Below are 12,847 nucleotides of genomic sequence, written 5' to 3' on the forward strand. Positions count from 1 at the left end.
ACACGGCGAGGAACGTATGAGTCGGCACAGGGTACGGAAAGCCAAGGCGAGCCTGGGATCGCGGATCATGTCCGCGTTCTTCGCGTTCGTGCTCGTGGCGGGGTTGGTCCTGCTGGCGTATCCGAGTGTCGCGAACTGGTGGAACCAGTTGCACCAGTCACGGGCCGTGGCGACCTACATCGCGCAGAGCAAGGATTATTCCAAACAGCAGCGCAAGGTCATGATCGCCATGGCACGCCAATATAATGCGCAGCTTTCGCAGCGGGCGTTGCTAAGCAAGAGCGAGAACGAGAACGACCGTTGGGTCATGACCGATGCCGAGAAACGGTATTACGAGAGCGTGCTCGACAGCACCGGCACGGGTGTGATGGGCTACGTGACCATCCCCAGCATCAAGGTGCGCCTGCCGATCTACCACGGCACCGACGAGGGCATCCTGCAGATCGCGACCGGCCATATCGCGGGCAGTTCGCTGCCGGTGGGCGGCGAGTCCACGCATGCGGTGGTGTCCGGGCATACCGGACTGCCCAGTGCCAAGCTTTTCACCGGCCTGGACAAGCTGAAGAAGGGCGACACGTTCGCCTTCCATGTGCTCGACCAGACCTACACGTATCAGGTGGACCAGATCAGCGTGGTCCTGCCGAAAGACCTTTCAAAACTGAACATCGAGTCGGGTATGGATTACGCGACCCTGGTGACCTGCACGCCGTACGGCGTGAACACGCACCGTCTGCTGGTGCGCGGGCACCGCATCGCGAACCCGGATGCCGCCGACACGACCGACTATGACGCGCGCATCCGGCTGATGAGCGCGATCATCATCACCACGACGCTGCTCGTGCTCACGGCCATCTTCTCGTGGCTGGCCTGGACGACGAGACGCTACCTCGCGCAGAAGAGGGCGATGCGGCCGATGCCGTTATCGGGGGAGCCATGGGACGACGTGGCCGGCATCGCGGACCCGTTGAACGACAACCAACGCCGACATGCAAAGGAATGGCGAAAATGAACAATCACGATAACGGCCGTGTTCGCGGCCTCTTTCACGCAGTCGCGATGATTGTGGCGTTCGTGTGCGCCGCGGCCTGCGCCCTTGCGGTCGCGCTGGGTGCGGGCGTCGCCGTGGCGCATGCGGACGAGACGGGGCGGGCCGGCGGGACCGGCACCATCGAACTGAAGTACGAATACCAAGGCGAGTCGCTCGAGGGCGACGGGGTGAGCCTGTACCGCGTGGCCGATTGGGACGGCGGCGCGTTCACGCTGCGCGACGAGTACGCCGACGCCGACTTCGGCACCGACGCGCGCGGCTGGGACGGTCTCATGGACGACCTGAAGGATGGCAAGGCCAGTGCCGAACAGTTCCAGGCGGCCGCCAACACGTTAGACGCGTACGTACGCGCCGAGGGCATCGAAGCGACGCAGACCGGCACCATCTACGGGCTGGGCGCCTCCTTCTCCGGCGTGGACAAGGGCCTGTACCTGGTGGTCTACGACCGTTTCGAGGACGCCGTGAAGACGTGCGGCTCCTCCGCGAGCCTGGTGTCCGTGCCGTCCAACGAGAACGGCAAGCTCGTGTCGGACGTGAAGGCGTATTCCAAGAGTTCGTGCGAGGCGACTCCGGAGAGCCCGGAGACCACGCGGGTGGACGTCACCAAGGTATGGAAGGGCGACACGCAGCAGGCGCGTCCCGGGTCCATCCAGGTGCAGCTGATCCGTGACGGCGAGGTGTACGACACCGCGACATTGGCCGCCGGGAACAATTGGAAACATTCGTGGAGCGGCCTGGATGCCTCGCATGACTGGCTCGTCAGGGAGAAGAACGTGCCGGAGGGTTACGTGGTGGCCGTCGAGCGTGACTCGACCGATGTCACGATCACGAACACCGCGACCAAGCAGGCGAGTACCGGCTCGAACGTGATGGTCGTGGCCGGGCTCATGGTCGCTGTGGCGTTGGCGGCGCTGGTGACGCTCGCCATAGTCCGCACACGCCGCAACCGCAACTGATCCGAATGCGCAACTGATCCGAATGCGCAACTGATCCGAATATACGAAAAACTGGTCTGTTTCCAGCGTAATTGGCTGGAAACAGACCAGTTCTTCGTATATATATAAACCAGTATCCGAGGTACATGCGGTTGGTGACCGCAGCACGTGAGGTGACTGCTCGATGTGTGAAGGATGATGCGGACGGGTGTATTACAGGGGGAACATAGTGGGTGTGTTCCTCGTTTGAAAAACGCTTGCATCTCAGGTGAATTTGGGGGTACTTTACAAAATCTTCACAAGCAGATTCCCCGAAATCGGGGGGGGGGGTGCTGTTTTTGGGTATCGCACCCCCGTTTCCCCTATTTCAGGGGTTTCCTTGGATATGAAAGGGTGGAATGGATGATAACGAAGGGTGTTATCGGGGGATAATAGCCGTTCAAAACCACCGGTGAGGTACGGTTTTGATACGCTTCGTGGCGTAGAAATAACCCTAGGCAGTTTTCAAGGGGGTTATTATGGCAGGCAGTCAAGGGCTGTTCACGCTCAAAGAGGCCGCTTACCTGCGGTCTCTTCCGGCTGTGAAAGAGGTGAGTGCCACTCGCATCACCTATTCCGACCGATTCAAGGTCGAATGCGTACGCCGTTACCTCAAGGGGGAATCGGCCCGCAAGATCTTCCGCGATGCTGGGCTCGATCCGTCCCTTATCGGGGCGAAGCGCATCGAACGTTGCATCGCACGCTGGAAGACCACCAAATCCATTGTCGATGAAGCCGCAAGGATCGATGCCAACGCCAGTGGCGAAGACGGCGTCGATACCGCCGCCTCCGGGCAGGTGGGGTGCATCGATGCGAAATCCGTGCTTGATAGCTACGACATCGCCAACGCGGCGTTCGCAGCGATCAGCACCAGCAAATCCGGTCGCGAAATGTTCGACGTGCGCGACTTGATCATCTACCAGCAGGTGCAGCAAATCACCGCCCTGCAAGAGAAGGTGGCCGAGTTGCAGCGTCGCATCGAACATTTGACCGATGTCGCCGCTGCCAGGAATGTCGCGACCGAAACCGCGGCGGCGACCGACTGAGGGGACTGACAAGACCAGGTTGGTAGATGTGCGAACTGCGGACATGAGGCGAGCCTGTAGCCAACCAATCCAAAAGACGACGGGTAGTAGCGGTAAGTGAAGCGGCCGCTACGCCCGTCGTCTTTTGTTTGACCTGTGCGGGGTGGTCGGGCATCTCCACCTACAATGGTGGGTATGGCATCTAAAGGAAAACCCTCACCGAGGTCGGCGGTAAAGCCCTTAAGCGACGCGCAGGTGGCGAAACTGGCGGCGGCACATCATCTGGTCGATCCCACCCGTGACTTTCCGACCGGACCGCGAACGGCCAATACGGCGGAAATCGAAGCGCAGAATCCCAAGGCTACGCACCGGCTGCTGACCGGCTGCGACGTGGTGCTCCGCAACCGCAGCAAGGTGCGCGCGTGGGGGCTTGAGCATGTGCCGGAAACCGGTCCGTTCATCACCGCGGCGACGCATGTGACCATGTACGACGTGTTCGTGCCGATGGTCGGCCTGTTCCATCAGGGACGCCGCCCCCGTTACATGGCGAAAGCCGAAATGGCGACCTGGCCGCTGATCGGCAAATGGTTCCAGCTGGTCGGCATGCAGCCCGTACAGAGACGTTCAGGTAAGGCAAAGGCCATCGAAGAGACGTCGATCGAAATTCTGACCTCCGGACGACCGCTGACCGTGTGGCCGGAAGGCACCGTGACGCGCGACCCCCAGAAGTGGCCGATGAGCATGAAGAACGGCGTGGGCGTGATAGCGCTGGAATCCTCACGCAGACTCGGCTACCAAGTACCGCTGTTCTGCTCCGTGACGTGGGGTGCAGCAAGCATCAACCACTTCTGGCCGTGGCCGCGCAAGAACGTGGTGATGTGCTACGACGCGGCGTTGGATTATGCGGATCTGCTGGAGGGCTCTTCCGAGTGGGGCGAGAGCGTGCCGGAACACCTGGCCGATGAGCTGACCCGCCGCATCCGCGTGCGCATGACCGAAATCATGGCCGAAATCCGCGGCGAGCAAGCACCTGACGGCTATTGGGACTACCGCACCATGAGGCGCGTGAGGGAGTAAGCGGGGCTCACCTTTGCCGGCGCAAACGGCGGATTCCATACCGAGCCGGCTGTAGCATAGGGGAAGCAACGTTGAAGGCGGTAATCCGCGGGAGCGATCCAAGGAGCGAAACAATGACGAACGTGACGGTACTGGGCGCAGGTGCTTGGGGAACGACCTTCGGCCAGGTGCTGGCCGACGCGGGCAACAACGTGACCATGTGGGCCATCGAGCCGGAAATCGTGGAAGGCATCCGCGACCACCATCACAACGGCGTGCGCCTGCCCAGCGTGGCGGTGCTGCCGAACAACATGACCGCGACCGGCGACCGGGCCGAGGCCGTGCGTGACGCCGACATCATCATCGTGGCCATCGCGGCGCAGTTCGCGCGCGTGGCCTTGCAGGAATTCAAGGACCTCATTCCCAAGACGGCGCTCGTGGCATCGCTGATGAAGGGCATCGAACGTTCCACGGGCAAGCGTATGGACGAAGTCGTCACCGAAACCCTGGATTTGCCGGCGGAACGTTTCGCGGCCATCTCCGGGCCGAATCTGAGCAAGCAGATCGCCGACCGCGAACCGGCCGCCACCGTAGTGGGCTGCACCGACCTCGACAACGCCCGCACCATCGCCGCCGCCTGCTCCACCGACTATTTCCGCGCCTTCGTGACGCGCGACGTGATCGGCCTGGAAATGTGCGGATCGCTCAAGAACGTGGTGGCACTCGCCGTGGGCATGGCCCGCGGTGCCGGCTACGGCGAGAACACCGCAGCCATGATCGAGACCCGAGGCCTCGCCGAACTGACCGCACTGGGTGCGGCGGCCGGCGCCGATCCGAAGACCTTCGCCGGACTCGCCGGCGTGGGCGATATGATCGCCACCTGCGGTTCCCCACTGAGCCGCAACTACACGTTCGGCTCCAATCTGGGCAAGGGCCTGAGCGTTGAAGAAGCCACCAAGGTCAGCAACGGTGTGGCCGAAGGCGTGCCGACCACCGATGCGGTCGTGGCCTTGGGCAAGCAATACGGCGTGGCCACCCCGCTCGCCACCGCCATGAGCCACGTGCTCTCCGACGGCATCTCCTGTGCCCAGATGCTCTCCGAACTCTTCGATGAAGGCATCAGCGAAGAGTAAGAAGACGGAGTAAGCGGCGAATAGTATGCTGGTGTGGTAAACGCAAAGGCTAGTCAAAGGGCGGAACATGGCTAAGAAGCGCATTGTGGTGATGTATGGCGGCAAGGCCGATGAGCATTCGATTTCGTGCATCTCCACCGCAGGAGTGCTGCGTGCGCTGGATGTGGAGAAGTTCGAGGCGATTCCGGTCGGCATCACCAAAACCGGCCAGTGGATCGTCGACGGTGAGGATCCGCGCGGCTGGAACATGAGCGAAGGCATGCCAATCGTCAGGAAAACCGATACCGCCAAGGACGTGGTGCTTGACGTGGCTCTCGGCCAAGACGGTTTCTTCGCGCGTGAGGCCGACGGTACGCTGACCTCCCTTGGCCATGTGGACGCGGTGTTGCCGGTGCTGCACGGTCCGTATGGCGAGGACGGCACCATCCAAGGTCTGTTCGAAATGATGAACGTGCCGTACGTGGGTTGCGGTGTGTTCGCCTCCGCCGCTTGCATGGACAAGCACTATACGAAGGTGCTGCTGGCTGCCGCCGGCATTCCGGTCGCCCCCGGCATTACGTTGGATGCACGCGATTGCGATGCAGCTTGCGCATTTGCCGCAAACGGCGAAACGATGTTGGCCGCGGTACAGGCTGCGGGATTGCGGTATCCGCTGTTCGTCAAGCCGTCCCGTGCCGGTTCCAGCTTCGGCGTGACCAAGGTGGAACGCGAGGGTGACGCCGCCGAACTGGCCGCCGCCGTATTCGAAGCATCCCACCATGATTGGCGTGTGCTGGTCGAGCAAGGCATCGACGCTCGTGAGATCGAATGTGCGGTGCTGTGCCCGAAAGCCGGCGACGAACCGCGTGCCAGCTGGCCGGGTGAGATTGTGCTTGACAAGCGTGCCGGCGGCGACGATCAGTTCTACGATTTCGACAGCAAATACATGGACGCCGAGGCGAGCCATGTGGAAGTGCCTGCGGCCCTGCCTCAGGAGACGCTCGAACTGGTGCGTGAAACCGCGAAGAAGGCGTTCAAAGCGGTCGATGGCACAGGCCTAAGCCGTGTGGACACGTTCGTGACGGCCGATGGCAAGGTGATGGTCAACGAAATCAACACCATGCCGGGCTTCACGCCGATTTCCATGTATCCCAAGGCGTGGGACGCCACAGGCGTAAGCTATACCGATCTGATCTCCACCCTCATCGAAGGCGTGCTGGAGTAGTCGACCGGCGAAGTCGGCACGACAGGTTTACCGGAAATTTGCCGAAGTGACATGGAAATATTCCTAAATATTGCTTCGGCTTCACTGTAACGACAGCCCGGCGTTAATCATCATCGTTAAGTTCCTTGTTGTCAGTACGAAGAAAGACAACAAGGAAAGACATGATTTCTCTGCGTAAGTTCGCCGCCGGCTCGATCGCCGCCGTGCTCGCATTCTCCATGGCCGCCTGCGGCTCGAGCAGCAACAGTTCCTCTGAAACCAGCGGCAAGGCCGTGAGCGTGGACGAGAAGTCCGCCTCCGCCACCTCACTTGAAGACTTCGGCACCATGGACGATCTCGTGGCCGCCGCCGAAAAGGAAGGCGCGCTCAACGTCATCGCCCTGCCTCACAACTGGTCCAACTATGGTGAGGTCATCAACGGCTTCAAGAAGAAGTATCCGAAGATCAAGGTCAACGAACAGAACCCGAACGCATCCTCCAAGGAGGAAGTGGACGCCGGCAAGACCAACAAGGGCACCGACGCCGCCCCGGACGTGTATGATCTCGGCTTGGCGGTGGCCTCCACCAGCACCGACAACTTCGCCTCCTACAAGGTGCAGGCCTGGGACAAGATTCCGGACTCCGCCAAGGATAAGGACGGCAAGTACTACGCCGACTACACCGGCATCATGTCGATCGGCTGGAATGCCGACAAGTACGGTGACATCAACTCCATCGACGATCTGACCGATGCGAAATTCGCCGGAACCGTGGCCCTGAATGGCAAGCCCGCCGAAGCCGGCGCCGCATTCAACGGCTACCTGATGATCAACCAGCTTGCCGGCGGCGACATCGACAACCTGCAGCCGGGCCTTGACTTCTTCAAGAAACTCAAGGATTGCGGCAACCTTACCACCGTCGACGTGACCGATGGCACCATCGACTCCGGCCAGACCGGCGTGGTGATGGACTGGACCTACAATCAGGCCTCCTATCAGAAGAGCCTGAAGGAAAAGGGCGTGAACTGGAAGTACAAGACCTTCAAGAACGCGCAGGTGGTCAGCTACTACAACCAGGCCATCAACGTGGACGCCCCGCATCCGGCCGCAGCTCGCCTGTGGGAGGAATATCTGTACAGCGCCGACGCCCAGAACGAATGGTTCAAGGGCGGTGCCAACCCGCTTCTGCTCGACTCCATGAAGGAAGATGGCACCGTCGACCAGGACACCTTGAAGTCCGCCATCACCATCGAAGGCGATCCGGTGAGCTACACCAACGAAGACTCCACCCGCATCACCGAGTGGCTGCAGAACAATTGGGACAAGACCATCGGTAACTGACATGACCGCAGCTCTCACCTCAGGAGCTCGCGCCAACCGCGCGGGCTCCTCCGCCATCTCGCTTTCCGCGCACAAGCGTGAACTCGGCACCTTCGCCGTATCCATCCCGTTCTTCGCCTACACCGCATGCTTCCTGCTCGCACCGACCGCCATCGTGGTGATCGGCGCCTTCCAGGCGGCCGACGGCGGTTTCACCATAGCCAACTTCGCCAAACTGTTCGAAGCGAACACCATCGCGGCGTTCGCTACGTCGATTCTCGTATCGCTGGCATCCGCCGTGATCGGTGCGATCGTGGGTGCGCTTGCCAGCTATGCCTTGGTGATTGGCTCCAAACCCAACGGTCTGCTTCGCCGTATGATCTCCGCCATCTCCTCCGTGCTCGCCCAGTTTGGCGGTGTGATGCTTGCTTTCGCGTTCATCGCCACCATCGGCATCAACGGCATGGGCACTGTGCTGATCAAGCAACTGACCGGACTTACCGTGAACCCGAACTGGCTGAGTTCACTGCCGGGCCTGATCACCATCTACTGCTACTTCCAGATTCCGCTGATGATCATCATCTTCCTGCCTGCGGTCGATTCGATTCGCCCGCAGTGGCGTGAAGCCACCGAAAGCCTCGGCGGCAACACCTTCCAATACTGGACCCGTGTAGCCGGGCCGATTCTCGCGCCCCGTTTCATCTCCGCGTTCCTGCTGCTGTTCGCCAGTGCGTTCTCCGCCTACGCCACCGCGGCCGCGCTGTTCTCACAGCGCTCGATTCTTGTGCCGCTGATGATTCAGGGCGCGATGCGCAACGAAATGGATCCGAATCAGCAGGGGTTCGCGCAAGTGCTCGCCTTCGCCATGATCGTGGTCGTAGCGGTGGTCATGCTGATGAGTCACGCTGTGGAAAAGAGGGCCGGACAATGGCAGTGAACGCGGCACCGGTGACGACGCAATCGCAGAAAACCGCATCACCGCAGGCAAAGCAGATGCCGCCGCAGCTACGTGCGGCCCGTGTGGACAAGCAACGCATCATCAAAACCGTGATTCTTGGCGTGACGCTGCTGTTTCTGTTCGTGCCGCTCGTATCCATGTTTCTGTTCACCATTCGGCATCCGTTGTCGGGCAAGTGGAGTCTTGACCCGTGGATTGCCATCTTCACCGGCGACGGCAGTGCGCTCGGTGCGGATCTGACCACGTTGTGGAGTGGCCTCGGCACTTCGCTCGCACTGTGCGTGGTGACCGTGGCGATCATGCTGGCGTTGCTCGTGCCGACCATGGTGATCGTCCACATTCGTTCTCGACGGCTCGAACGCATCATCGAGTGGGTGGCCACGCTGCCGCTGACCATCCCGGCCATCGTGCTCGTGGTTGGTCTTGGGCCAATCTACCGATGGCTGTCGGCCGACGTATTCAGTACCAATCCGATCTGGCTGTGCTTCGCCTACGTGGTGCTGGTCATGCCGTTCGCCTTCCGCGCGCTTGCGGTGGGACTGAACTCCATCGATGTGAAGACGCTATGCGAGGCTTCGCGTTCGCTCGGCTCATCATGGCCACGCGTATTCTTCCGCGTGCTCATTCCGAACCTGTGGCAGTCGATCCTGTCCGCATCGTTCATTTCCATCGCCGTGGTACTGGGCGAATACACCGTCGCCTCACTGCTCGGCCGTATGAATCTGCAGGTCGCGCTTTATCAGCTTGGCCAATCCAACTCCCAAATCTCCACCGCAATGTCACTGTTGGCACTGTTGTTCGGCGTGATCCTGCTGGTGGCCCTCGATCTGATTTCCGACGCGATACGTCGATCCAAGGAAGGTGACAAGTAATGTCTCTTGCCGAACAGAAAGCGGTGGTGGCACATACCGCAGAAGCGTTCACCGATGTCGAACCAGACGCCAACATGGTGACCGAAGCCGCCAAGGCCGTGCTCAAGGATTCCGAGGCGCACGGTGGCGGCGTGCAGATGCTGGGCGTCGATAAGATCTACCCCGGTTCGAACGTGAAGGCACTTAATGATTTCAACTTGGAAATCAAGCCGGGAGAGATGGTCGTACTGCTCGGCGGCTCCGGTTGCGGCAAGTCCACTGCATTGCGCTCGCTTGCCGGGTTGGAGGACATTCAGGCCGGCCGTATTCTCGTCGGCGGCCAGGATGTGACCGGTGTGCCCGTCAACAAGCGTGACATGGCCATGGTGTTCCAAGCGTATTCGCTGTTTCCGCATATGACAGCCCTGCAGAACGTGGAATTCGGGCTGGAAATTCGAGGCGTGACCCGTGCGGAGCGTCGTCACCTTGCCATGGAGAAACTTGATCTGGTCGGTCTCGCGGACCAGGCCGGAAAGTATACGCAGCAGATGTCGGGAGGTCAGCAGCAACGCGTCGCGTTGGCGCGTGCGTTGGCCGTGAACCCGCGTGTGCTACTGCTTGACGAACCGCTATCCGCGTTGGATGCCAAGGTGCGCGTGCAGTTGCGCGACGAGATCCGTCGCATCCAGCTCGAGGCGGGCACCACCACCGTATTCGTGACGCACGATCAGGAAGAAGCGCTTGCGGTGGCCGACCGGATCGGCGTGATGAACCACGGACGCATCGAGCAGATCGCCGACCCGCAGACGCTGTACCGTCGTCCGGAAACCGAGTATGTGGCGACATTCATCGGCTTGACGAACCGACTGCCGGGCATCTCCAACGGTGCGGAGGCAGTGGTGTTCGGACAGCGTGTGCCGCTGCTGGAAGGTTCCCGCAAGGAAGGCGCCGTGGTATTGGTACGTCCGGAAAATATGACGATCGCGATGCATGAGGCCGGCGTTGCCGGATCAGGTTCCGGCGCCGGTGAAGTGGGACGCGTGGAGATGGTGCACTTCCTGGGGGCGCTGGCCCGTGTGGACGTGCGCATCATGGCAGCGGAATACCGCGGACTCGGTGGCGAGGATGGTGCGGCATTGCGCGTGACCGTGCAGGTGCCGGCCAACGAGCTGCCGTCCGGTCTGACCGTCGGCTCCGAAGTGATGGTCGCTCCGCGGCCCATTGCCGCGCTCGCCGTGTAAAAATGACGGGATTGGCGTCGATGCTCAGACTTTTGTACTAAAGTCCTGAGCATCGACGCATTTTGTTTCTCGTAAAGCCGAGGATGACCATGACTTTTCCGCAACAGCCGCAATACCCACCGCAGTATCCGCAGTACCCACCGCAGCAGCCGCAGTATCCGCAATATCCACAGCCACGGTCGCAATATCCTCAACAGATGCCGCCTCAGCAGCCGTACCCGCAACCGGCATCGCCTTATGATTTCCATGCATGGCTGAAGGACGCCAAACGCAACTTTTCACGGATCGGCTGGGGCATGTGCGCAATGGTCGTCGCATGGGAAGGGCTCGCGGTCATCGTTTCGGCGCTGCTGCGCTCCACCGTACTGCAGCATGCCAGCAGCATGCCGAACTGGGCCATCTATCTGTGTTCCAGCATGCCTCTATACTGCGTTGCCATGCCGCTGGCCTGGCTGCTCATGCGCACTGTGCCGGCGTTGCCGACACGTGAATTCAGACTTGGGCCGAAGCGTTTCTTCATGTTGTTCGTCATGATACTGCCGCTCGTCTATGTGGCCAATATCGTCAGCGTCATACTTGCGATGCTCCTGTCAGGAGGAAGGGCGAACAACAACCTTGCGGACGTCGTCTCGCAGATCGACATCTGGAATGTGGTGTTCCTGGTAATCTGCGCACCGATCTTTGAGGAATGGATGTTCCGCAAACAGCTCATCAGCAGACTGCGCAGATACGGTGAGAAGACCGCGATCCTGTTCTCGGCATTGGCGTTCGCACTGTTCCATATGAACCTGTACCAGGCGCTGTATGCGTTTATGCTTGGCCTGATGTTCGGCTATGTGTACACGCGCACGAGCCGGTTGCGCTACAGCGTGGCCATGCACGTGCTGTTCAATTTCAACGGGGGCGTGATCGCGCCGTGGGTGGCTTCGCGCATGGACGCGAAAACGTTGAGCATGATGTCTTCGAATGGCGCCGGTGCCGGCGCGCAGGTGGCCGGCGTGGTGCTTATCGTGATGCTGTACGGCCTGTGCATGCTGGGACTGATCATTGCGGGCGTCATACTGCTGGTACGCGAAGCCAAGCATCTGGAATTCTATACCGCGCCGGAAGAACTGCCGCGTGGTACCCGGGTCGGCACGGCGCTGGGCAATTCAGGCATGGTGGCGTTCATCATACTGACGGTGGCGTTGACCGCGTTGACGCTCATCGTCTCCATGGTATGAATAGACGATTGGAAGATATGCACCTGAGCTAGAGGAGCGTTACTGCTCGTCTGTGGCGATGGCGCCATGCTCCAAATACTCGGCGTTGGCGATGGCGCGAGCCACGGCGTCGGCCATGGTCGAAAGCAGCAGATCGCTTTTTGCGAAGGCATAGACCATGCCTTCGATGCCATACGGCGAGAATCCGGTGAGCTTTACCTTTGTGGGGTATTGCGTATTCGCGAGGCCCTTCGTCTCCTTCTCGACGGCGGCGATGATGTCTTGTTCCATCTGATCGGGATCGATGCCGGCCTTCGCGGTGAACGGCACCTGCACCAGGCATTCGTTGATCGGATCGAGCTTTTCGAGCGAAGCGGTGTTCAGAATCGAATTCGGGATCACCATTTCATTGCCGTTGCGTTCCCTGACGATGGTCTGACGCCAGTTGATGTCTTTGACGACGCCTTTCGTGCCGGAAACGCTTACGTAGTCGCCGGGCTGGATCACATGGCCGAGCATCAGGCCGAAGCCGCCGATCACGTTGGCGATCGTGTCTTTCAAGCCAAGGGAGACGGCGAGACCGCCGATGCCGAGGGCGGTGAACAGGGTGGTCGGATTCACGCCGAATACCGGCTGCAGCACGGTCGCCACCGCCAGCACCCATACGACTACGCGCAGGATATTCACGAAGATCGAGGCGTTCGGCACCTGCGAACGGTCGAGAATCTTGCGTACCACGCGCGTAAGCGCCTTGTCGATGATGATGGCGATCAGCACGACGATGGCAAGGAATACGAGCTTCCCATAGTTGGACTGTAGCCATTTCCATATGATCTCAAGCGGATCCATGTGGCTTA

At 60.6% G+C, this 12,847-nt stretch carries 12 protein-coding genes; 11 read left to right on the plus strand and 1 reads right to left on the minus strand.

Going from position 1 to position 12,847, the window contains the following annotated elements; genetic code table 11:
- Positions 1-16 precede the first annotated feature (16 nt).
- The 11 genes from BBDE_RS01345 to BBDE_RS01395 all read left to right on the plus strand — a co-directional run bounded on the left by BBDE_RS01345 (position 17) and on the right by BBDE_RS01395 (position 12,011).
- The gene (locus BBDE_RS01345; protein ID WP_327020624.1) at positions 17-1,009 is read left to right on the plus strand and encodes a class C sortase; all 993 of its coding nucleotides are present in this window, start codon (positions 17-19) and stop codon (positions 1,007-1,009) included.
- Positions 1,006-2,004, plus strand: a complete 999-nt coding sequence (locus tag BBDE_RS01350; protein WP_126622051.1) for a Cna B-type domain-containing protein — start codon at positions 1,006-1,008, stop codon at positions 2,002-2,004. Before BBDE_RS01345 ends, BBDE_RS01350 begins: the two co-directional genes overlap by 4 nt.
- A gap of 497 nt (positions 2,005-2,501) precedes the next feature.
- Positions 2,502-3,068 (plus strand): HTH domain-containing protein, encoded by a 567-nt coding sequence (locus BBDE_RS01355; protein WP_003837628.1) that lies wholly within the window; start codon positions 2,502-2,504, stop codon positions 3,066-3,068.
- A 174-nt stretch (positions 3,069-3,242) separates the two neighbouring features.
- The gene (locus BBDE_RS01360) at positions 3,243-4,124 is read left to right on the plus strand and encodes a lysophospholipid acyltransferase family protein (protein WP_033489142.1); all 882 of its coding nucleotides are present in this window, start codon (positions 3,243-3,245) and stop codon (positions 4,122-4,124) included.
- 113 nt (positions 4,125-4,237) lie between these two features.
- Positions 4,238-5,236 carry an NAD(P)H-dependent glycerol-3-phosphate dehydrogenase gene (locus BBDE_RS01365; RefSeq protein ID WP_003837625.1) on the plus strand — a complete coding sequence of 333 codons (999 nt, stop codon included), beginning with the start codon at positions 4,238-4,240 and terminating at the stop codon, positions 5,234-5,236.
- 67 nt (positions 5,237-5,303) lie between these two features.
- A complete protein-coding gene (locus BBDE_RS01370; protein WP_003837624.1) occupies positions 5,304-6,440 on the plus strand; it encodes a D-alanine--D-alanine ligase family protein in 1,137 nt (378 codons plus the stop codon).
- 161 nt (positions 6,441-6,601) lie between these two features.
- Positions 6,602-7,759, plus strand: a complete 1,158-nt coding sequence (locus BBDE_RS01375; RefSeq protein ID WP_012901839.1) for an ABC transporter substrate-binding protein — start codon at positions 6,602-6,604, stop codon at positions 7,757-7,759.
- Between the two features lies 1 nt (position 7,760).
- Positions 7,761-8,675, plus strand: a complete 915-nt coding sequence (locus BBDE_RS01380; protein WP_003837618.1) for an ABC transporter permease — start codon at positions 7,761-7,763, stop codon at positions 8,673-8,675.
- Positions 8,676-8,731: 56 nt separating this feature from the next.
- Positions 8,732-9,568, plus strand: coding sequence for an ABC transporter permease (locus tag BBDE_RS01385; RefSeq protein ID WP_126622081.1), 837 nt, complete (start codon positions 8,732-8,734; stop codon positions 9,566-9,568).
- A complete protein-coding gene (locus BBDE_RS01390; RefSeq protein ID WP_003837613.1) occupies positions 9,568-10,788 on the plus strand; it encodes an ABC transporter ATP-binding protein in 1,221 nt (406 codons plus the stop codon). Before BBDE_RS01385 ends, BBDE_RS01390 begins: the two co-directional genes overlap by 1 nt.
- Positions 10,789-10,877: 89 nt before the next feature.
- Positions 10,878-12,011 carry a CPBP family intramembrane glutamic endopeptidase gene (locus BBDE_RS01395; RefSeq protein ID WP_033489139.1) on the plus strand — a complete coding sequence of 378 codons (1,134 nt, stop codon included), beginning with the start codon at positions 10,878-10,880 and terminating at the stop codon, positions 12,009-12,011.
- A gap of 39 nt (positions 12,012-12,050) precedes the next feature.
- On the opposite strand, the gene BBDE_RS01400 is transcribed toward BBDE_RS01395, so the two are convergent.
- A complete protein-coding gene (locus BBDE_RS01400) occupies positions 12,051-12,839 on the minus strand; it encodes a mechanosensitive ion channel family protein (protein WP_003842766.1) in 789 nt (262 codons plus the stop codon).
- Between the last annotated feature and the right edge of the window lie 8 nt (positions 12,840-12,847).

The organism is Bifidobacterium dentium JCM 1195 = DSM 20436 (assembly GCF_001042595.1).
GTDB lineage: Bacteria > Actinomycetota > Actinomycetes > Actinomycetales > Bifidobacteriaceae > Bifidobacterium > Bifidobacterium dentium.

Bases quoted from the DNA above. Each gene is read 5' to 3' on its own strand.
- BBDE_RS01355 (WP_003837628.1), top strand. From the start codon at position 2,502: ATGGCAGGCAGTCAAGGGCTGTTCACGCTCAAAGAGGCCGCTTACCTG.
- BBDE_RS01345 (WP_327020624.1), top strand. From the start codon at position 17: ATGAGTCGGCACAGGGTACGGAAAGCCAAGGCGAGCCTGGGATCGCGG.
- BBDE_RS01385 (WP_126622081.1), top strand. From the start codon at position 8,732: ATGCCGCCGCAGCTACGTGCGGCCCGTGTGGACAAGCAACGCATCATC.
- BBDE_RS01365 (WP_003837625.1), top strand. From the start codon at position 4,238: ATGACGAACGTGACGGTACTGGGCGCAGGTGCTTGGGGAACGACCTTC.
- BBDE_RS01380 (WP_003837618.1), top strand. From the start codon at position 7,761: ATGACCGCAGCTCTCACCTCAGGAGCTCGCGCCAACCGCGCGGGCTCC.
- BBDE_RS01400 (WP_003842766.1), bottom strand. From the start codon at position 12,839: ATGGATCCGCTTGAGATCATATGGAAATGGCTACAGTCCAACTATGGG.
- BBDE_RS01350 (WP_126622051.1), top strand. From the start codon at position 1,006: ATGAACAATCACGATAACGGCCGTGTTCGCGGCCTCTTTCACGCAGTC.
- BBDE_RS01390 (WP_003837613.1), top strand. From the start codon at position 9,568: ATGTCTCTTGCCGAACAGAAAGCGGTGGTGGCACATACCGCAGAAGCG.
- BBDE_RS01375 (WP_012901839.1), top strand. From the start codon at position 6,602: ATGATTTCTCTGCGTAAGTTCGCCGCCGGCTCGATCGCCGCCGTGCTC.
- BBDE_RS01370 (WP_003837624.1), top strand. From the start codon at position 5,304: ATGGCTAAGAAGCGCATTGTGGTGATGTATGGCGGCAAGGCCGATGAG.
- BBDE_RS01360 (WP_033489142.1), top strand. From the start codon at position 3,243: ATGGCATCTAAAGGAAAACCCTCACCGAGGTCGGCGGTAAAGCCCTTA.
- BBDE_RS01395 (WP_033489139.1), top strand. From the start codon at position 10,878: ATGACTTTTCCGCAACAGCCGCAATACCCACCGCAGTATCCGCAGTAC.